This window comes from Legionella stuttgartensis, assembly GCF_977063405.2.
In genome coordinates, this window is record NZ_CDRUHA020000022.1 from 394,561 (window position 1) to 416,855 (window position 22,295).

Consider the following 22,295-nt stretch of genomic DNA (forward strand, 5'->3'; position numbering starts at 1 on the left):
ATATGAATGGTCACTTAATGCTTAATATCTTCATCTTTCTTGCCGCCGCCAGCATTATGGTTCCTATTGCCAGTCGTTTCAAATTGGGCTCAGTTCTTGGCTATCTTACCGTGGGCATTCTTATTGGTCCTTTTGGATTAAAACTGATAGGAAACTCGCAACAAATTATGAATTTTGGTGAATTTGGCGTGATTATGATGTTGTTTCTTATTGGTTTGGAATTGGAACCGGCCATGTTATGGAAACTTCGAAAAATCATTGTAGGCCTAGGGGGGTTACAAGTACTCTTAACTACAAGCATCTTAACTGCCATTGGACTTCTCATTGGTTTTGATTGGCGAGCAACTTTAGCAGTAAGTATGGCTTTGTCGCTTTCATCAACAGCTCTTGTCTTGCAGATGCTGCAAGAAAAAAACTTACTCAAAACAGCAGAAGGTGAAACCTCTTTCGCTGTTTTATTATTCCAAGATATTGCAGTCATCCCGATCTTAATCATTATTCCCTTACTCGAGCAACATGCAAATATAAAAATCAATCACGAAACAGCATTTATAATGAATCTTCCCCGATGGTTACATGCAATTTTGGTGACTGGAGTAATTGGAGTGGTTATTTTAGTGGGCCATTACCTATCCAGACACTTGTTTTCAATTATTGCCAAAACCAATTTACGCGAAGTATTCACCGCCTTTTCTCTTGCTTTAGTAGTAGGCGTTACTTTATTAATGGAATCTATAGGCGTCTCTCCTGCTTTAGGCGCCTTTATTGCTGGTGTTGTATTGGCTAACTCTCAATACAAACATGCGGTTGATGCAGATATTCAACCTTTTAAAGGGATTTTACTTGGATTGTTCTTTATCTCTGTAGGAATGGGGATGAATTTCTCTCTTTTTTCTAATAAAGCCCTGCTGATTATTGTTGCTGTGCTTTCCTTAATTACCTGCAAAGCATTTATTTTGTTTCTGTTGGGACGTTTCTTTGATTTAACTAAATTACAAAGCTTAGGTTTTGCTTTTGCTCTATCGCAAGGAAGTGAATTTGCCTTCGTGCTCTTTGAATATGCGGGCGTGACCAAGGTAATCAATCAAGAAAGCGCAGCCTTTTTTACTCTAGTTGTCGCATTATCCATGCTTGCAACTCCCTTTTTAATGCTTTTTTATCATCGATTTGTCATACCCAAATTTCTAAGTTTTTTACCTGAACGTGAATACGATTCGTTTAATGAAAAAAATGGGATTATTCTTGCAGGTTATGGACGTTTTGGTCAAATCATTGGCCGCTTGCTTAACGGTGAAAATATAAAAATGACCGTATTGGAAAAAAATCCGGAGCAAATTGAGCTGCTCAGAAAATTTGGTTATGTCGGATATTTCGGAGATGCAAGCCGATTGGATATGTTAAAAAGTGCAGGGGCAGAACACGCAAAACTGCTGATAGTCGCCGTGGGAAATGTAGAAGCTAATCTAAAGATCGTGAAGTTAGCCAAACAACATTTTCCCCATTTAAAAATTTATGCCAGAGCCCGTAATCGGCGCCATGCTTATGAATTACATCGAGTAGGCGTGGATTATTTTATTAGAGAATTATTTGATTCTTCTTTGACTATGACCCAGGAGGTCATGAAATTCCTAGGATATAATCACGAGGACATTCAGAAAAAAGCGACAGCCTTCAAAAAACACGATGAAACAACATTAGTTCAATCCTTTGATTTTTTTGAAAAAGAAAGCGATTTAATTAGTTTCTCACGACAAGCAAAAGGTGAATTAGAACGCATTCTACAATCAAATTAAAAGGCATCCAGGTTACACCAAATTACATGGCGAACAGGAGTATTAACTACGCATGATTAATTTTCAGCAAATTTCTTTAGAAACGTTTCTTAGTGAATATTGGCAAAAAAAACCGTTAGTAATTCGCAATGCATTGCCAGAATTTATTAATCCCTTATCTCCCGATGAGTTAGCTGGTCTCGCTCTTGAAGAAGATGTTGAAAGTCGTTTGGTTTTTGAAACTCCCCATGAAAAGCCACATTGGCATTTAAAGCGCGGCCCATTCTCTGAACATGATTTCAACATTCTCCCCCCAACACATTGGACTTTGCTCGTTCAAGGAGTAGACCGATTAATTCCTGAAGTTTATGCGTTGCTTGAGCATTTCGATTTTATTCCTCAATGGCGCATCGACGATATCATGATTAGTTATGCTGCACTTCATGGTAGCGTTGGACCTCATTACGATAATTATGATGTTTTTTTATATCAGGGTGTAGGGCGTCGAGAATGGTTTCTTACCACTAAAAGATGCAATAATGAGAATTACCTCAAAGATCTTGAACTTCGTATCATGGAGCAATTTGATGTCGAAGAGCGCATCATTCTCGAAGAGGGAGATATGTTATATCTCCCTCCACATGTGGGGCACCATGGAATTTCACTTACACAAGACTGCATGACTTATTCTTTTGGTTACCGTAGCTATCAAGGACAAGAGTTATTAGATAGCCTTGGTGAATATTTAGCTGAAAAAGATACATTCAAAACATTATATCAAGATCCAGACTGGTCTCATTTACACAATACCTCTGAAATCACTCGCCCCGCCTGGCAAAACGCGCAAAGACTATTACAACAATTAATCAGTGATGAAACAATAATGAAATCATGGTTTGGATGCTTTGCAACACAGTTGGATCAACAAGCAGAGCATCAATTACCTTTACCCTTAGAGGAAGATGAATTAATTGATTTATCAAGTTTTATTAACGAATTAAAAACAGGATTAAATCTTACGAGAGATGCCTCATGTCGTTTTGCTTATCAAAGTCCAGATGAACAATCCGAATACCAACTGTATATTAATGGCTGTGAATGGGAAATTAATGGTGTCTCACACGATTTACTAAGCTATGTAGCAAATAATCGTTTCTTAACCCACAAAGTACTTACGACTCATTTAAATACTACACAAAATCAAATATTTATTTATAATTTATGGAAATTGCAATGGTTACAAATTGCAGGGGATTAAAGTTTGTTGGCTTATTTTTTCTCAAATTGAGAATAGTTAAAAGGTCAGGAAACTTGAATAATTGGTTAAACTTAAAATCGTAGAGTATAGTTAATATACATACCATAACAAGGATAGGTAATGAAAAAAATAATACTGGCTGTAATCCTAGTGTGTTCAACTGGGTTCTTAGTCAACTGTTCTAACGGTAACCCATGTTGTGGAACTTGTGCGAGTGATTGTGGGGGCTGCGGTGGTTGCAATGGAAGTTGGTATTAAAAATATCCGACAACTGCAGTATGTGTCGTAACCCGGGGTCTCTCGCAGATTTTCCCGGTTTACGGCAACACCATCATCCTGGCGAAACTAAGTATCTTAATAAGACCGTTTCACTTTCCAACCAATACTACCCAACATCTTCGCTGCGTCGCATAAGCTGAAATTTCAATTGGCCAAAATTAATTCTATGGCTAAATAAAGTAATAAGTGCACCAGTTAATACCAAAATAACTCCCGCAAGGCCCCACAGACTCACTTCTTCACCTAAGAGAAATACTCCAAAAATGACCACAAACACGGGTTCTAAAACAGATAAAATGGAGGCTTTTTCTGAACTGATGTATTTCAAGCTGTACAACAACAAAATAATAGGAGCTACAGTTGCAATAATTGAAATTCCAAAAAGATGATACCAAACATCCATAGAAGACGGAATTGAAAAGGAGTGATTAAAAAGAGAAACAATTAAACTGGTTACCATGCATCCCAAACAGACCATAAAAGTAGACATATTTGGAGAGAGCTCATTTCGTTTACTGCCGATCACATAACACGCATAAAAGAAAGCAGAAGCAACGCCTAACAGAATGCCCCATAAGTTAAACGACAATGCATTGAAGTCCACCATAAGCACCATACCAATTAAAATAACTAGAATAGCGAAATAATAAACGTGCGGAATAGACTGCTCATAAAAGAAATAGTTGAGCAACATAATCAGGACTGGATAAGTAAAAAAGATAACCATCGCCAATCCAGAACCTATGTATTGAGAGGCTAAAAAATATAGCCAGGTTGATATACCGTAAAAAAAAGCACCTGTTAAAAAGGCAATACATATATTTTTATATGAATCGGTTCTCTTTTTTATTTTGGGCAGCATAATAAGCAAAATAATCATGCTAGAAATTAAAAAGCGCCAAAATAACATTGTGCTGGCGGATAGGTTGCCATTAATCGCACTCAAACCAAAATAACCAATAAAACCATACAGGAATCCGGATAAAATGGCATAGATAGAACCACGATATTCTTGATTTATCATTATGATACTGCCTGAAAAAACTGACTTAAATAAAGCAGGTTAGATTATTAATCCAACCAGAAAGCATGGAGGTATATTCACCTGCATGAAAATATAAAAAATAGTGTATCATTTTTTCGACATAATATCATATTGAAAACAAAAGATACATAATGTATCATTTGTTCACTTTTTATTGAGATTTTTAACTATGTTTCGATTTTTGCTCTTTATCTCCTGTCTTTTTGTAATAGTTAATGATGGTTATGCTGATTCTGCTGTCTGTACTGAACATCAATGCATCGCCGTTGTAGATGCAGGGAGTACCGGCTCAAGACTTCATATTTTTGCTTATGATCTTGATGAAACCAATACCCCATTCGGTATTGCAGAAATATGGTCCAAAAAGATCAAACCTGGATTTGCTACGATTGAAGCAAACCAAAATACTATAGATGCATACCTCACTACCCTTTTCTCCGGAGCTCCAGCACAGCATATTCCTGTTTACTTTTATGCAACAGCAGGAATGCGTCTTGTACCACAAACCAAACAAAAAATTTACTATCAGGAAGTACAAAAATGGTTTAACCAGCAATCTGCATGGCAGCTTATAGATGCCAAAACCATTACTGGACATGATGAAGCATTATACGACTGGCTTGCTGTAAATTATCATATAGGCGCACTCAAATCGGCCTCTAGTACGCCCGTAGGAGTTATGGATATTGGCGGAGCTTCAGTACAAATTGTATTTCCAATACAAAAAAATACTGAAGAGAAAGGAACACAAGTTGAATTGGATCTTTACGGCCAACACATCAATTTATCCGTCCACAGTTTCTTAGGACTTGGACAAAACGAAATGGCCCATCAACTTCTAGATACTGCTTCTTGCTTTTCAGAAGGTTACCCACTTTCGGACGGACGTTCTGGACAAGGTGATGCCTTACTTTGTGAGCATGAGGTATCTCCTTTAATTAAAATGCATAAGGTCAAAAAAGAAGTACAGCCTATTCTTTCAGCGAGTCATATCAGCTCATGGTATGCCATTGGCGGTTTTCCAAATCTTGCAGAAAGCAAACCGTTTCAATTTCAAAACAATCAATTGACTATTCAAGATTTGTTTCAACAAGCAAATAATCTGATTTGTCATCAACAATGGGAAAGTCTCAGTAATCAGTTCCCAAACAATGAATACATTGAGTCATATTGTCTCTTACCTGCATTTTATTATGCATTGATGGTAGAGGGTTATGGTTTAACAGCCAGTCAACAGGTAAATTATGTTCCTTCAGCACAAAACCTGGATTGGACTTTAGGTGTTGTATTACATCATTGATGCGTAGCCTGGGTGAAAGCCAAATCTTAACCCAGGTTTAATTTGCCTCACATTTCCAAGTCCGCTTCATTGAGGCCTGTCTATATGGGTTCTATACGAAACTCATAGTTCTTCTAAAGAAAAATCCTCAATCCTTAAAACTTTTGATTGCCCATAAAAGGTACTTAGAGCATCATGAAATTTTTGTGCACGTGGTGATAATCCATGCTGACAATAATGAAGTACTTGTTTATAAACCGCTTGTTTAAAAGCAACAGTATCCGACTCTGCGCCATTTAAATTATCAATACTGATATGAAATTTATGCCCGGCAGCTTTTGAAAGAATCCACTCTATTGCTTGTGGCTTTACTTCAACCTGTTGAAATAAAGCTTGTTGCTCTGCACTACGCCCATCAGGCATATACCAATATCCGAAATCTACTTGTTTTCTGCGCTCTTCTCCAGCAATAAGCCAATGAGAACACTCATGCAACGCGCTGCTAAAAAAACCATGAGCAAAATATAACGCGTTATAGGAATGTTCTTCATTCGCAGGTAAATAGATTGGTTCATCATCACCTTTAACGAGCTTGGTATTAAATTCTTTGCCGAAGCATTGATCAAAAAGAGTTATTAAATCCTGATATTGATGCACAAACAGCTTTTCACTCATTAATTTACACATAATGTCTAATTTATACTAATATATTTAAAGAGTCATTATATTTTATGAGTTTCCGGAACTTGGAGTTTCGACGATAAATATGCAAAAAAAAGCACTGTCGTATCGATTAGGAAGATTTATAAATAAGCTTCGATGGCCAATAATAGGTTTATGGTTGCTTGCAATTTTACTCTGCATTCCCTTTTTACCGCACATTATTACTCCGTTTAAAACGACTGGTTTTGTGGATGAGAGTTCTCAAAGTGCCCGTGCCGAAGAGTATATGAATAAACAGTTGGGGTATAATGATAAAAATAAATTTCTTATCATGTACCACAGCAAAAAACTTTTAGCGACGCAGCATAAATTTAAAGAGAAAATTAAAAAATCATTGTCTGATTTAAAAGATTTTCCAATTAAACACAAAATAATTTACCCTGATGGTACACATCAAATTTCCAAAGATAAACATACAGCTTATGTTGGAGTGATCATCAAGAGCAATAAGCCGCTTAGTAATGATCTATTAAAGCAGTTTAAAGAATCTATAAAAAAACCGAGCAATATGACGATGTGGATTGGAGGTGAGCCGCTTTTCGTAGAAAATGTGAACCAACAAACACAAACTGACCTTTATAAAGCTGATATTGTCGCCACCCCGATAGCGATTATCACCTTAATTCTTGTATTTGGATCGGTAGTCGCTGCTACCCTTCCAATTATTCTGGGTGGCGGATGTGCGATAATCATCCTGACCACTCTTTATTTCTTTGGGCATTTATTCACACTTTCTATTTTCACCATTAACATCGCTTTATTGCTCGGTCTGTGTCTTTGCCTTGATTATTCATTGTTTTTTATTAATCGATTTAGAGATGAGTTAAAGAACGGACTAAATATTGAGGAAGCGATAGCAACAACTCAAGAAACTGCTGGCAAAGCGATTTTTTTTAGTGGTTTAGCCGTTTTTGTAAGCCTCAGTGCTTTATTTTTATTCCCGGTCAACATTCTTTTCTCAGTTGCTGTGGGTGGCTTGGCTGCTGTATTTTTTGCGGTATTAATCTCTACTATATTCCTCCCTGCGATTCTTGCCGTATTGAAATCAAAAATTAATTTTATGTCAGTACACATAATATTTAAAAACAAAAATCATTCCAGTTCCTGGCGATGGCTTGCGGAGCGAGTTGTTCATCATCCTTACTATTTTTTCTTTCCTATTCTTATTTTTTTATTAGTGCTTGGATATCCATTCTTAGAGGCAAAATTTGGCATATCAGACTATCGTATTTTCCCGGAGAAATCAGCAAATCGTGCTTTTTATGACAACTATGCAAAGAAATTTCAGATTGAACAATTAAGCCCTATAATCTTGGTGATTGAATCCCCCTCTTCATCCATCTTATCGCGTCATAACTTGTCCAAAATATATAATTTGGTCCAGAAATTGAAAGATAATCCACGCGTCAAAGAGGTCAATGGTATTATAAGTAGCAATTCCGACCTAAAAAAGAATCAATATTACACTCTTTATCATTTGAATAAAAAACTACTTGACCCACAGGTCAAACAACTATTGGATACGACAACAACCAAACATTTGGCAGTCATTAATGTAATTAGCAAGTATCCAGTTAATTCACAAGAAACTAAAAAACTGGTAAGTGAATTACAGGATATAAAATTAGGATCAGGATTAAAAGTACAACTTACTGGGGTAACGGTGAGTAACATTGATGTACTACACAGCATTTATCGTTATCTACCTTATGCCATCATATGGATTATTGTATTTTCTTATCTGATACTGCTTTTATTATTAAGATCTCTATTCTTGCCTTTGAAAGCAATTATAATGACTTTATTAAGTCTATGTGCCTCATATGGCGCATTGGTTTTTGTGTTCCAGCATGGATATTTATCCAGCATCCTTAACTTCCAACCACAAGAAATGCTCGACATCAGTTTATTGGTAATTATATTTTGTGCTCTGTTTGGTTTTTCGATGGACTATGAAGTATTTTTGCTCTCTCGAATCAAAGAAGCGCATCAATTAACTAAAGATAACAACAAAAGTATTATTTTTGGGATTGAAAAAAGCAGTCGTATTATTACCAGTGCTGCACTGATTGTTATTGTGATTAGCTGCTCGTTTTTGATAGCAGATGTCTTAATGGTCAAAGCATTTGGGCTAGGCATTGCAGTTGCTATTTTCGTCGATGCCTTTTTAATACGAAGCTTTTTAGTCCCAGCAACCATGGCCATCTTCAAAAACTGGGTATGGTATCTACCTAAATGGCTGGATCGAATTCTGCCTAAATTATAATCCTAAATGCTAATTTGAATATACCAAAACCGTCTACTATACTGAATTTAAAGGTTTTTTAATTATAGTAGATGAAGTAATTCAAATAATATTTGAAGCGGTGAACACTTCATCATAAATAAAATATAACGATAAGACGCTCAAATTCAGCATGAAATTTTAGTTTTAAACTATTCCTTAACTGCCGAATTTAGGATAAAAAATGGCGAATAAGAAAATAATACAAGCCTTATTTGAAGAGCATGCACATCATTTCCCTAATCATGTTGCCGTTCTAAAAGGGAATGAAAAACTGACTTATAGCGAGCTAAATCAAAGAGCAAATCAACTCGCTCATTATTTACAAAACTCGGGCTTAAAGCCGGACACCCCTATTGCGCTTTGTTTAGAGCGTTCATTTGATTTTCTTATTACGCTTATAGCCATTTTAAAAGCAGGCGGTGCTTATTTACCTATAGATGCATCCCAACCCGAAGAACGTTTATTATTTTTACTTCATGATAGCCAAGCATCGCATTTAATTACTAAATCTATATTCAAAGATAAATTTAAACCATACCAGGGCACTCTAATTGTATTGGACATCGATGATAAGGTTATCAACAAACAAGCAACGCATAATCCCTCTTCAACTAATGATCCAGAGCATTTAGCATATATAATTTATACATCAGGCACTACTGGAACCCCGAAAGGCGTATTGATTGAACACCGCTCTGTCGTCAATTACTGTCAGTGGTTTGCTAACTATACCCAATGCAAACCCCAACAACGAATCGATTTTTCTGCAAACCCTATTTTTGATATGTCAGTCACGACTACCATTGTTCCATTAATGCTTGGGTTAACTGTGGTTCTTTGCGAAGAGATGACTAAGAAGGAAGTTCGCTCGTATTTGCATTATCTAGCAAAATCACGCATTAACATTATGAAGTTAACTCCAAGTTACTTTAAAGTGCTTTTGCATGAAGCAAAAAATAATTTCATAATATTGCCACAGTTGCATTCTATTGTTCTCGGAGGAGAAAATTTATCTTCTGTTGAATGCCAATCTTGGCTTGCATCATACCCTAATCACGTTCTATTTAACGAATATGGACCAACTGAAGCAACAGTCGCTGTCTCAACTTATAAAGTAACTCATTTGAACTGTACCCATCTGGATACGAATGTTCCTATTGGCATTGCTGGCAATAATATGAGTTGCTTCATTCTCGATGCCAATAATCAACTTGTGCCCGATGGCGAAGTAGGTGAACTATTTATCGGTGGAGCTTGTCTGGCTCGTGGTTACTTAAATCAACCCAAACTTACGCAACAACAATTTATTACAACAAATAACATTCGTTTATATAAAACAGGTGATTTATGCAAAAAGCGTCCTGATGGAACAATTGAATATCTGGGACGAATTGACGAGCAAGTCAAAATACGTGGATATCGTATTGAGCCAAGCGAGATAGAAAAATACATGATGAGTCATCCAGGTATTAAAGAAGTTGCATTACTTGCTCAAAAAGACGCTTTGGGTGAACAACGACTAGTAGCCTACTACATCCAGAAGGATTTTGATGCCACTTTAAATGCGAATCAAATACGTCAGTATTTACAAAAAAATTTACCAGACTATATGGTTCCTACAGTTTTTGTACAAGTGGATGCATTTCCCATGAACATGAATGGGAAGTTGGATAAGACTGCATTGCCAGTACCTTTGTTAACTGCAAGCCATAATTATGTTGAGCCAGTTACGGCACTAGAAAAAAAGCTTGCGCAAATCTGGTCCGATGAATTGGGCGTTCAGCTCATTGGCATTCATGATGATTTTTTTGATTTGGGGGGACACTCCTTATCAGCAGCACGTATCATTTCAAAAATAAATGGTGAGCTAAACAGAAATATCAACCTACATGACTTTTATAAAGCCACAAACATTGCAACATTAGTCCCCATCATTAAGAATACAAAAAAGAACAAGAAAAAACGAACAAATAAAATCCCTAGTTATCATAAAGTAAGTAATCTTCCTCTGAGTGATTTTCAGTTTTTACTTTGGATGTCGAACACATTTGAACCCCGAGCCCAAAAGTTAAATATTGTCGCCAGAAAGCGACTCAGAGGTCACTTAAATGAACAGGCTTTAGAATTTGCTTTTCATGCGATTTTAAAAAAGCATGAAACATTAACTTATCAAATCTTCAAATTAAAACCCGCTCAAAAAACACAAAAAAATTGGTCGTTCAGACTGGAAGCTACTGATCTTAGTACGCTTTCTTCACAAAAAAGTGAGCAAGAATTGCAAGATTCAATGACACAATTAATTGATTTTTATCCGTGGCCGAAAAAAACCGCTTTAATTATTGGCAAATTATTTTACTTACATGAGAACGAATCCGAATTGCAAATTTGTATACCGCATCTCATTTCAGATGATCACTGCACTGATATTTTATTCGCTGAGCTATCTCATTTTTATGAACAATACACTCACTTAAGACTTGATGAAATTGAACCGGATTCACACTTTAAAGAACATATTTTTAATGAGCGAACCACAATGAAAATGCACATGGAGGAAGACATTTCATTTTGGGAAAAGTATCTCAGTGATACCCATTTATTTACTTTTCCTGAAGAACATATAATTCATGATATGCAAGCTGCACAGGTTCCTTATTCAACGTACTCGGTCATACCAGAGGACTCCTTAAATCATCTCAAGCTTTTTTGCGAACTAAATCATATTAGTATTAATAACGCATTAGGCGCTGTACTTGCGTTGGCATTACGGAATTGCTGTGGCAGCTATAAAAGCGAAACGCCTTATACGTTCATGAATATTATTCAATCAACACGCGACAACTCAATTTATGATAATACAATTGGCTGTTTCCTTAGAATTGAACCGACTAAAATTATTCTTGATGACAACGCAACTTTGACTGGCCTATCCCAACAAATACGTAATGCGATGATTGACACCAGTAGCTATCAGCACTGTTCAAATTTAATAAAACTGTGCTCCATAAGTTCTCTTAAACCCAATATACTTGAAAAATTAATTACCCATTTAATTACTCCGCTTTATGTAAAACTACTCAAAATACCTTCCATTTATCGTAAGATTCTAAAGCGATGTGGTAGCCACATGATTTCATTTAAGCGAAATACCAAATTTGTTATTAACCTCAACATACGAACTAATTTTATTGACCCGCCTAATAAAAACTTAAAATTATTTGGTTTGAATACAAAACAAATCACAAATAGTAATGATGATTTGCTATCTATTGATCATATTTTCGAAGCCAGTTTTATTCGAGATGACAATCAAAATGTTCACCACCTAGTTATTTCCGCCAATCTAAAACCCGAATTTCGTGAAAAAATTGCTCTGGAAGCAATTCAAATTATGAATTCAGTAGCAGTTGAAAAAAATGTACACGAAGCCTCGCTCAAATATGAACAGGAGGAACAATTGCTTTCATAAGTAATGAAATCAGAAATATTTTTGGAGTTTTCAATATTCATAGCATTAAAAATCAAATATTAATACCGATGTCTTTTGCAGCCAGATTAATTTTCTGATACAGTAACTTGCATAGAATTTCGAGTTAAATAGAGGATGTTAAAAAATGATACGAGGATTTTTTGCGGGTTTAATGTGCTTACTCAGTTTCTCTGCTTTTTCTTATGGTAGTTCTTGTGGGAATGCTGTTCCTACTAATGATGTAAATTTTTGTTCCTCATTTAAGAAAGTTGCAACCTGCTATTGTACTTCTTCAGGTTTGCCTTCTGGTATGTGCCAAGATATGAACATGCTTTATGCACGTATGGTGAGTGTCTATGGCTCATTGGATAAAGCTTGTGCAGCTCAACCCTATACGACAAAACAAGATTGTCTTGATAACTGGAATTGTTATCGTCTGGGAGGCTCTGATTCTCGAGGCAGAATATGTAGTTCTACCAAAAAACCCTGTCAGTAATTTATATTAAATTAGAGTTATAAAATGATTAAGGTTGGGCTACGGCCCAACAAAATGCTAATGATCAAAGGAATCTTGGTAGAGTAATTATTGTGCGTAATAAAAAATCTAAATTATTTTTATTCTCATTCTTATTTCTTTCTACGTCTTATTGTCTGGCCGAAACAGAGAATCTTCCCCACCACCCTTTTTATATTGGTGCAATTGGAGGGTTTGGCTCAACTACATGGACTGGTTTGGTTCCTACTAAGGAAAATCAAAATGTTGCCCTGATGTTATCCACACCTATAGATGTTGAGGAAGGTGGAAGTGTTTGGGGTGTACTGGCTGGATACGAGTTTACTCGATATTTTGCAATTGAAGTAAACTACACGCACTTTCCTGAAGCAAATGTTTTTTTCGATCCTATAAGTTTGTTCAGTTTCGAGCATGATGGTTTAGAAACGTTAGCATCTCAAACTGAGACCCTAACTTTGATGGGAAAACTTATGGTCCCTATTCCTCATTCCCAGATGAAAATTTTTTCTGGTGCAGGAGTGGCCGGTGTGCATCGCAAAGATATAGTTGTTGATGATTGGCGACCAGGACCGGCTTTTAGTGTGGGTGTAAATTATAATTTTACTGAGCGAATTATGGGTGAAATTGCTGGTAGCTTTACTGCTGGTTATGGAGAATCGCAGCTTAACCCAGCAGACGCATATTACCCATTTCTTTATTCGATCGCCGCTCACCTGATTTTTCGTTTTTAACGAATGATTTACCCTAAATATGTTCGCCAAATGTGGGGGATACCCTAACGGTAAAGCATAGATACTATCTAATAGTTACTGCTTACCTAAACGATATGTTTCGTAGTGTTTCTCTAATATAGATTTCAATTTCTCTTTATTATCCAATCCCAATTGGTGAACCAAACTTAAAGTATGGAATATATGGGATGCTTTAGCCTTGGTTGCCTTAAAAGAGACCTGTAAATGAGCATTTTTAGTATCATCACTTTCAGCTAGTAAAGTTTGTTTTGTAATTCCTTGAACGTGTCTACTTTCCTTTTCTTTTCTGGATAAAAAGTTTTTATCCTTTATCAAGCAACGTGTTATTCGATAATAAGTATTTATTTGTTGATAAGTAAGTTCGATTTCAACCATATTATTTTCATGATACATATCCATTGAAGAATTTCTAAGAAGAGAAGGATCATGTATTTGGGCTAATCCAGTGATGTTCTTGGATGATAGAGTCCCAGAGCTTTCAGGAAGCAACTTGTTCAACATATAATATCCAAATGGACGAACTGCATACGTGTAAGGAACCAACACGTAATAATAAATAAAGGATCTCACAATCGCATTCAATAAAAGATGATGTGTTTTACGTTGATAATTATCAGCTTCTGCAGAAATATATCGAAACTCAGTATCAGCAAATCCTGCATAATTTAAACAGTGATCAAAAAAAGCATTAGGACCTTGTTTATCTTGAGGGGGTACAACCTGAAGAATCTCCCAATCCTTTTTCCAAACTCCAAAAGCCGAAACAGGATCATTACCTTGTTTTTGCACTACCACCCGGGGTTTGTCTTTTAATTCATCCCAATGATCATAACCAGTTCTAAATAGAGGATCATAAAGCCCAGGAGGATTTAATGCATCCACACGTGATAGCTTATAATTTCCTTTATCAATGGCAAGTAATAAACTTAAAGCGCCCCCCAGACTGACCCCACATACATGAATAGCGTTTTTCTGTTGGTTTAACCACGCTCTAATTCGCTCGCGCCCACTACGATATAAAGAGAGACCAACCGTTTCAAACCCCTTAGAGTCAGTCTTTACTTGAGTAAGAAAACCTTGGCCTGCAGGATAAGTAGTACCCATAAAAATTAAATGGGATTCTGCATTCTCATGAAAAATTGGCTTAAGCCCATAAGCAAAAACACGATCATTATCATAGGTAAAAAAATTCTTCCACCAATGTCGCTCTGTTAATTCAATTGGAGTAACTTGGTATTCAACCAAGTCCCAATGACCATCAATACATTGGGGGATGGAAATAGATTCATAAGGAGTTAAATCACCATAAGGAAGCATAGACAAACAATTACTTAAAAAAAGCTGTACTTGTTCCCCCTCATCCGAACTTAAGTCTTTACCTTGCAATTGGTTAAAGAGTTCCAAAAATCCTTGTTGCATGGCAAAACGAACTTCTCTTAATAAATCAGTATCGCGTTGAAGAAAAAACGAATACAAAACAGTCGGGGTTAAAAATTGAGTCCAGGATTCTGTCCACCCCATAGTGAAAAAACGCAATATATTTCGCGCTAAAATAGGGGTTTGTTCAGAACGGTCGACACCCTCAAGAGATTCAAACTCTTGTTGGTCAAAAAACTTTAGTTCTAAACCCCCTTTAAAAACAGTTCCTTCTGTCAAAACTTATCTCCTTATTCCTAATAATCATTGAATGATATACCTGGTACAAAGAAGTGTAAGAGCAAATTCAGCTATGTGTGCTTGCCAATGCAATACTCAGTGTAGCATTTTTCTAAACTTGGCTTTAATTTTTCATTCTCAATTCCCATTTGTTCCACTAAAGTAAGAGTATGGCGAATATGAGCTGCTTTGGCTCGAGTCACTTTAAGCGGCAATACTAAATCGTGTTTTTTGGAATCTGAGCATTCTTGGAGTAGGGATTTTTTGGTAACTCCATCAATATGTTTGCTTTTCTTTTCTTCGCTCGGCAAAGAATGCTTATTTTTTACAAGACGACGCATTACATTATAATAAGTATGGATTTGTTGGTAAGTCAAACCTACTTCCACTGCATTACTATCATTATAAATATCCATAGTCGGGTTACGAGCAAGAGATGGATCATGTAGTTTAGCAAGCCCTTCTTTTTCTACGAGCTCAGCTTGGGCTGACGGCGCTTTTGAAATGCCATTTTTAGAAAAAAAACAAGAGGATATAAAAATACCAGCCAATATACTGCCAACTATGCCCACAAAAGCAAGTAGGGGTAAAACACCAGTAACTGTAAGAGGGGCACAAACTAAAACGCCTAAAACTGGTACAGTAATTTTCCAGTTTTGCGCGAAAAAATAAAAAAGTGGACGAACCAAATAAGTATAAGGAAGTAAGAATAGGCCGTAAATTAAGCTCCTACCGACATTATAAAGCCAAAAATTACGTGTTTTTCGTTTAACATTATCTTCTTCCGCGTCAATATAAACGAATTTTGTATCTGCAAATCCAGCGTAATTTAAAAAATGATCATAAAAACAATTAGGACCCTTTTTATCATTTGGAGGGATTACTTGAATAATATACCAATCATCCTTCCAGATCCCAAAAGCTGAAACCGGATCATTACCTTGCTTTTGCACGACAACCAATGGTTTATCGGTTAACTCATCCCAATAATCATACTTTCGTTTGAAATCATGAAGTCCTGCGGGGTTTAATGCGTCAACGCGTGAGAGTTTATACTCTCCTTTATCGATAGCAAGCAATAAACTTAAAGACCCTCCTAAACTAACCCCGCACACATGTATTTTATTTTTTTGTGTATTCAGCCATTCGTGAATTCTCTTCCGACCCATTATGTAAAGAGATTCACCAACTGTTTCAAAACCATTCGAGTCCGTATTAATCTGAGATAAGAAGCCTTGCCCTGCTGGGTAAGTTGTTCCCATAAAGATTAAATGCGACTCGGCTTTTTTTTGAAAAAGAGGTTCCAGTCCATAAGCAAAAACGCGATCGGCATCATGGATAAAGAAGCGTCGCCATCCTGAGCGTTCTGTTAATTCAATGGGCTTAACTTGATACTCGACAAGCTCCCAATTTCCATCAATACATTGAGGAATTTTGATTGACTCATAGGGAGTTAAATCGCCATAAGGAAGTAATGTTAAGCAATTACTCAAATAAAGATGAACTTGTTCTTCTTGCTCTTTAGTTAACTGTTTATTTCTTAATTGCTCAAAAAGCTCTAAAAAACCTTGTTGAAAAGCAAAACGTAATTCTCTTACTAATTCAGGATCACGTTTTACAAAAATAGCTTGAGCCACTGATGTGGTTAAAAACTCAGTCCACTGTTCCGTCCAGCCCATCATTAAAAATCGTACGGCATTGCGGGCAATAATAGAAGCTTGCTTGTGTTGGGCCACTCCTTCAAGGGGTTCAAATTTACTTTGTGACGAAAAATTTAGATCTATTCCACCCTGAAAAGTAGGTTTTATAGGCATATTTTACTTCCAAAAATAATTACAGTGGGTAATTATCTTATCCCTGAGTAACAATTGAAGAACGTTCGGATCGATACCGATAAAACACAAAAATGCAAAATACGAACGTTCTTAATATAGGATAAGTACTTATTATAATTGTTCCTGTTGCAGCGAAGTCACCACAGCTGGACGCTCTGCAACAACTTTTATGAATTGCTCTACATGTTTATACGCTGAAAGATCCATTTTAAAATAATGAGTCCAGCGAAGTATGACAAATAAATAAACATCTGGCAATGTAAAATCCTTGCCCATTAAATAAGGTCCTTTTGCAAGATGTTCATTAACAAACTTTAATTTCGTATTAATTACCGACATAAACATATTTTTTGTTTCTTCATTAAGATTAGGATTGAAAAACATTCCTAATGTCTTATGTAATTCAGTAGCAACAAAATTGAGCCATTCAAGAGTATGATATCTTTTTAAATCTCCCACTGAAGGTAGCAGGGTTTGACCCGGAGTGATATCCGCCAAATATTGTAAAATGACCTGATTTTCCGTAAGTAAGTCCCCATTATCTAGGCGAAGTGCTGGCACTGCACCTTTAGGATTAATGGATAGATAATTTTCGTCGGATTTTGTTTTTTTTGCTTTTAAATCAACTTCTTCATCTTGAAAATTACGACCTAATTCATTAAGAACAATACGTACAGCTAATGAGCATGCTGATTTAGCATAATAAAGTTTCATATCCACTCCTTTGATTAATCGTCAATTATCAGGGGCTATGATATGCTTTTTAGGTTCACAATAGAACACCTACAAATAAAATGCCCTAGCAATCTGGTGTCAGCGTTTGATTCCTCTCAAGCTCTGCTTCTATTTCAGTGATTAGTTTCATCGTAGACGATTGTCTGTGGATAAAAGGGAGATTATCCCAAAAATATGTTTTTCTTAAAACCTTTAAGGTATCTACATGTTGATCTTTCCAAGACTTAATTTCTTTAAGCAATTGATTAAGCGATAAATTCTTATTTGGTCCAACTATTTCTAAATATAACTCTTTCAATCGCAAAAATTTTTTCTGAGTATCAGAGGAGTATGGCTCAAGAAGTAGCATATTCTCCATTCTCTCATATAGTTTTGTAATTACTTTCTTCTTTATCTTATCTGATTCAAAAAACGCTGTTGGGGGCTGTGGAAGCACATAAAAAGGGATATCCTCGCTTGGCGTGCCAAATTCCAACGTTGTTTCATAAGGTAAGTCCATGAAAAAGGTAGAAGAAACCTTAGAAGATACCGGTGCATGCTGGGTTGCCTCAACAAGCGCTATTGCTGAATGCCTGCATGTATTACCAATATGCAACTTCTTAACACTACCTTTTATTCTATTTGCATCGATATTATTTGTTTTAATTTGAGTTACATCGAGGGGAGGTAAAACTTTCTCGCTACCCAATTTTAATGTGACTTCATCATCAGTTGTTGCATTTGGTTTGTAACATCTATATTTGTTATACAATGACTGTGAGGCTTCTAATACTTGCACAAACTCTACATATTGCTCATATGTAATATCATAAGCTTGATAAGTAATTTTAGTGCTTCTATTATTTTCGCGCCAGATTCTTTCGTCCATCAATACGCCCTTGTTAGCGAAAAAAAGCGCATTGCACAAAAAACCCATTTGCATGGAATAATCTGGTTCCATATCCTGAGTGTGACCACCATTTGATTCGATCATTTCCTCAACTTGCTTACCGCTAAGATGTAACCGGCTAGCCTTTTGCGGATTAATTTTATCTATATCCTCATCAAGTTGATGAAAATCAGCTATTTTAACTTCTTCAACGATCCCCAGGTTGTGTTTTCCATTTGCTGTAATGCACGAGTGAACTTCCTCAGTAGTGAGATGCCATTGGTTATCTCTTCTCTGTTTAATTTTTTTTAAATTATTCTCAAGTTGTTGAAAGCAATTAATTGTTACTTCTTCAGATGTTCCGTCTGACTTAATATAATATAACTTTTTAATGTTTCCATTTTTACAATAAAGATAACTTTCTTTGTATTTTTTAAGATTATCAGGTAAGACAGATAGTAAATGAAGGTCACATCCTGATTTAATGTAATACAGTTTTTTCTCATGAGAGTTATCATTATTGCAATAGATATAACTCCCTTTATATTGTCTAAGATCAACAGGTAAATGAGCCTTCAAATGGAAGTCACATTTTATGGCACCAGTATTACCAAACTTACCTACACGACAAAGTAAATGACGGACTTTATTTTGGTGATACACTCCCAGCATTACAAAAGAATGCGGCCCTTGTTTGTTAATTGAAACAAAAAAATGATCCGTTTTTTTATTAACTGTTAGCATCCTGGGTGGTGTTCTTTTTTCTTGCATAGATATCATCTTTTGATCTTTGAGCGCAAATAATACCACAGGAAATGTATAGATACTACAAATCCGCTAGGATCCAATTCATAATAGAATTTAAGACGTTTTTGTAAGCATAAGCCCCCCTCTTCAGGAAGAAGAAGAGAGGCAAAGAACAGGATTCAAGACAGACACTGTAATTCAGGATAATTTTTCAAAATTACTTTATATAAATTTTGGTTTGCTTTAATAATTTCATCACCCAGTTTAGACTGAGTATTTCCTTCGCCTCCCTTACCATTTAAAGCCACCACGGTAGTCACATTATTACAAGGTTGCCAAAAATACATGACACGAAACCCTAATGTACTACCTTTATACACCCAAAAGCGTTGCTTCAGTTCCTTATCGTAAAGCGCTCCTACTCCCAATCCAAATCCGTAAGGATCTTCTTCCGTCACTGTAGGAATAGTTTTTCCAGTTTTCATCGATACAACGGACTCTAACTCAGCTAAAATTCGTTCTCTAAAAATTGGCTTAATTAATGTGCCATGATAAAGTTGTTGGACCCAACGTACGACATCTTCTGTAGTACCAACAATAGCACCAGCAGCCCCTGCCCAGGATAAGTCATTGCTTAAGGTATCTATTAATTTGTTGTTTTGTTCATCATAAAAGTATCCATGAACCCTACGATCCTCAATCGATTTTCCTAGAGATTGACCCTCAGGACCTGCAAGATAAAACATATCATGTAACCCATTTTGAGAATTAATGATTCGCAATTTTAATTGATTGGCAAACGTATCATTGGTAACTTTTTCTATAACTAAGGCAGCCAAAATATAATTAGAATTCGAGTACTCATAAAGATTACCCTTTTTCTTTTCGAGTGGTTTTTCAGGATGAGCAAACTTTAGTAACTCTTCATCCGTCCAAACAGCATCTAAATGAGCCTCCATTTTCTCAGAAAAGGCATCATCCGCAGAATAATTTGGAATCCTGCTGGTCATATTTAATAACTGTCTTAAAGTAACATTTTTCCAATTGGGATATTGCGGCAACCATTTACCCAATGGATCGTTTAAGGACAATTTATCTTCGGTTTGCAGTTGCAGTATAATTAATGCGGTAAAAGATTTAGTAATACTACCAATATCAAATAAATTGCTTGGAGTAATAGCTTGGGATAAAGGAGGATATCCCATGGTACCATGCACTACAGTTTTAATTTCTTTTTTGTAATTGGTTTGATTCTGAGGAATCAAGACTGAAGCCGCAATAGCAGTGAATTTTTCCTTTTTACTATACTTCGTATAATAATCATCAATTACTTTCTGCAATTGATTTGTAATATTAGAAGAAGTCTCTGAAGCCGCAGCGCATATTGGGGAAATCAAAGAAGTAATTAACGCTAACCCCAGGAATTTTGATTTTAATTTCATAAGATACCATCCTTGTTACATAAAATTTTTTATCCCATAGATAGGACATGAGCTCACATCTGCAGGTTGTTACTCTAAATCAACCTGCAGTTCATGAGATAAATATTAGCTATTTGCTTGAGCTCTAATTTTTAACTGTTCTAAAGCATTTTTAAGGCGGGTTAATACCCTATCTTTGCCTAATAAAGTTAATGTCATATCAATTGATGGAGACATACTCGACCCTGTTACGGCTACCCGCAAAGGTTGTGCGATCTTTCCCATATTGATATCAAATTGTGCGCTCACATCATTAATACATTCTTGCAAATGATCTTTTTCCCAAGAGCTTACCTTTTGTAAATGTTCATAAAGGGCCGTCAAGGGCTCCAGAATCACTGGACGTAAATGTTTTTTAACCGCAGCTTCATCATACTCAATCGAATCAGTAAAAAAATATAAACTCATTTGACACATTTCAGTCAAAGTTTTACACCGTTCAGCTTGAATGGAAACCAAATCAGTTAACTTAGGTCCATTGGATAAATCAATACCCGCCTGTTCAAAATGCCAACGTAACGACTCAGCAACCTCCTCAACAGGATCATTTTTTTGATAATGTTGATTTAACCAATACAACTTCTCATAGTTAAAACTTGAAACACCTCGACTTACATTTTTTAAATCAAAGCGCTCTATCATTTCATTAATACTAAAAATTTCCTGATCTCCATAAGACCAGCCCAAACGCACTAAATAATTTAATAACGCATGAGGTAAAACACCTAACTCTTTAAATTGCAATACGCTGACGGCACCGTGTCTTTTAGACAAACGTTTACCATCTTCCCCTAAAATCATGGGTAAATGAGCAAAGACGGGAATAGATGCATTCAATGCGTGAAACAGATTAATTTGTCGTGGTGTGTTATTAATGTGATCATCCCCGCGAATTACATGAGTAATGTTCATATCCGCATCATCAATAACCACAGCAAAGTTATAGGTTGGGTGACCATCAGAACGCACCAAAATCAAATCATCCAACTCGCTATTTGCTACATGGATTTCTCCATATACCTCATCGTGAAACGATACGGTTCCTTGTTCGGGGTTTTTAAAACGTATTACAAAAGGCTTATCCGATAAAGGCAAGTTTTTATCGCGGCAATGACCATCATAACGGGGTTTTTCCTTAGCAGCTAATTGTTCGGTCCGCAACGCTTCTAAACGTTCTTTGCTGCATTCACAACGATAAGCCTTTCCTTCATCCAAAAATTGTTGCGCAACTTGATTATATCGCTCATAACGTGCGGTTTGATAAAAAGGACCTTCAGAATAATCCATACCCAGCCAAGCCATTCCATCCAGAATAGCTCGAACTGATTCTTGGGTAGAACGCTCCTGGTCGGTGTCCTCTATGCGCAAAATAAATTCACCTTGATGACGCTTTGCATAAAGCCATGAAAATAAAGCAGTTCTCACTCCACCTACATGTAAAAATCCAGTGGGGCTTGGTGCAAATCGGGTTCTAACTGTCATAATCTGTTCCACATTGTAAGGAATAAAATAATCGGGCTATAATAACTGACTTTGCAGCCTGGGTGAAGCAAGTCACTTGAGATATTGTACAAATCATTTCAGGTTACACTGTG

Annotated in this window: 15 protein-coding genes; 7 read left to right on the forward strand and 8 right to left on the reverse strand. The window is 36.2% G+C overall.

Annotation, left to right across the window (positions count from 1 at the left end; all coding sequences use genetic code 11):
- The first annotated feature begins 2 nt into the window (after nt 1-2).
- Both ACWTEW_RS07405 and ACWTEW_RS07410 read left to right on the forward strand, forming a co-directional pair.
- The gene (locus tag ACWTEW_RS07405; protein WP_454781060.1) at nt 3-1,793 is read left to right on the forward strand and encodes a monovalent cation:proton antiporter-2 (CPA2) family protein; all 1,791 of its coding nucleotides are present in this window, start codon (nt 3-5) and stop codon (nt 1,791-1,793) included.
- Nucleotides 1,794-1,845: 52 nt separating this feature from the next.
- Nucleotides 1,846-3,030, forward strand: a complete 1,185-nt coding sequence (locus tag ACWTEW_RS07410; protein WP_454781061.1) for a JmjC domain-containing protein — start codon at nt 1,846-1,848, stop codon at nt 3,028-3,030.
- Nucleotides 3,031-3,415: 385 nt separating this feature from the next.
- On the opposite strand, the gene ACWTEW_RS07415 is transcribed toward ACWTEW_RS07410, so the two are convergent.
- A complete protein-coding gene (locus tag ACWTEW_RS07415; RefSeq protein WP_454781062.1) occupies nt 3,416-4,333 on the reverse strand; it encodes a DMT family transporter in 918 nt (305 codons plus the stop codon).
- Nucleotides 4,334-4,523: 190 nt separating this feature from the next.
- On the opposite strand from ACWTEW_RS07415, the gene ACWTEW_RS07420 reads away from it, so the two are divergent.
- Nucleotides 4,524-5,654: a multidrug DMT transporter permease gene (locus ACWTEW_RS07420; protein ID WP_454781063.1), complete on the forward strand. Its 1,131-nt coding sequence runs from the start codon at nt 4,524-4,526 to the stop codon at nt 5,652-5,654.
- Nucleotides 5,655-5,756: 102 nt separating this feature from the next.
- Here ACWTEW_RS07420 and ACWTEW_RS07425 read toward each other — a convergent pair whose 3' ends face one another.
- A complete protein-coding gene (locus ACWTEW_RS07425; protein WP_454781279.1) occupies nt 5,757-6,290 on the reverse strand; it encodes an elongation factor P hydroxylase in 534 nt (177 codons plus the stop codon).
- Nucleotides 6,291-6,399: 109 nt separating this feature from the next.
- Between ACWTEW_RS07425 and ACWTEW_RS07430 the strand changes: the two genes are divergently transcribed.
- The 4 genes from ACWTEW_RS07430 to ACWTEW_RS07445 all read left to right on the forward strand — a co-directional run bounded on the left by ACWTEW_RS07430 (nt 6,400) and on the right by ACWTEW_RS07445 (nt 13,357).
- Entirely contained in the window at nt 6,400-8,622 is a 2,223-nt protein-coding gene (locus ACWTEW_RS07430; RefSeq protein WP_454781064.1) for an MMPL family transporter, read from the forward strand.
- Between the two features lie 202 nt (nt 8,623-8,824).
- Complete coding sequence (locus ACWTEW_RS07435; protein WP_454781065.1) at nt 8,825-12,112, forward strand: non-ribosomal peptide synthetase; 3,288 nt, start codon at nt 8,825-8,827, stop codon at nt 12,110-12,112.
- Between the two features lie 145 nt (nt 12,113-12,257).
- Entirely contained in the window at nt 12,258-12,608 is a 351-nt protein-coding gene (locus ACWTEW_RS07440; RefSeq protein WP_454781066.1) for a hypothetical protein, read from the forward strand.
- A gap of 92 nt (nt 12,609-12,700) precedes the next feature.
- Complete coding sequence (locus ACWTEW_RS07445; RefSeq protein ID WP_454781067.1) at nt 12,701-13,357, forward strand: hypothetical protein; 657 nt, start codon at nt 12,701-12,703, stop codon at nt 13,355-13,357.
- Nucleotides 13,358-13,432: 75 nt separating this feature from the next.
- Here the strand turns inward: ACWTEW_RS07445 and ACWTEW_RS07450 are convergent, their stop codons facing one another.
- The 6 genes from ACWTEW_RS07450 to gltX all read right to left on the reverse strand — a co-directional run bounded on the left by ACWTEW_RS07450 (nt 13,433) and on the right by gltX (nt 22,182).
- Entirely contained in the window at nt 13,433-15,034 is a 1,602-nt protein-coding gene (locus tag ACWTEW_RS07450) for a hypothetical protein (RefSeq protein ID WP_454781068.1), read from the reverse strand.
- Between the two features lie 71 nt (nt 15,035-15,105).
- Complete coding sequence (locus ACWTEW_RS07455) at nt 15,106-16,848, reverse strand: hypothetical protein (RefSeq protein ID WP_454781069.1); 1,743 nt, start codon at nt 16,846-16,848, stop codon at nt 15,106-15,108.
- Between the two features lie 132 nt (nt 16,849-16,980).
- Nucleotides 16,981-17,583, reverse strand: coding sequence for a glutathione transferase GstA (gstA, locus tag ACWTEW_RS07460; protein WP_454781070.1), 603 nt, complete (start codon nt 17,581-17,583; stop codon nt 16,981-16,983).
- An 85-nt stretch (nt 17,584-17,668) separates the two neighbouring features.
- A complete protein-coding gene (locus tag ACWTEW_RS07465) occupies nt 17,669-19,243 on the reverse strand; it encodes a hypothetical protein (RefSeq protein ID WP_454781286.1) in 1,575 nt (524 codons plus the stop codon).
- Between the two features lie 155 nt (nt 19,244-19,398).
- Nucleotides 19,399-20,661: a serine hydrolase domain-containing protein gene (locus tag ACWTEW_RS07470; protein ID WP_454781071.1), complete on the reverse strand. Its 1,263-nt coding sequence runs from the start codon at nt 20,659-20,661 to the stop codon at nt 19,399-19,401.
- Nucleotides 20,662-20,766: 105 nt separating this feature from the next.
- Nucleotides 20,767-22,182: a glutamate--tRNA ligase gene (gene gltX, locus ACWTEW_RS07475; protein WP_454781072.1), complete on the reverse strand. Its 1,416-nt coding sequence runs from the start codon at nt 22,180-22,182 to the stop codon at nt 20,767-20,769.
- Nucleotides 22,183-22,295 lie beyond the last annotated feature (113 nt).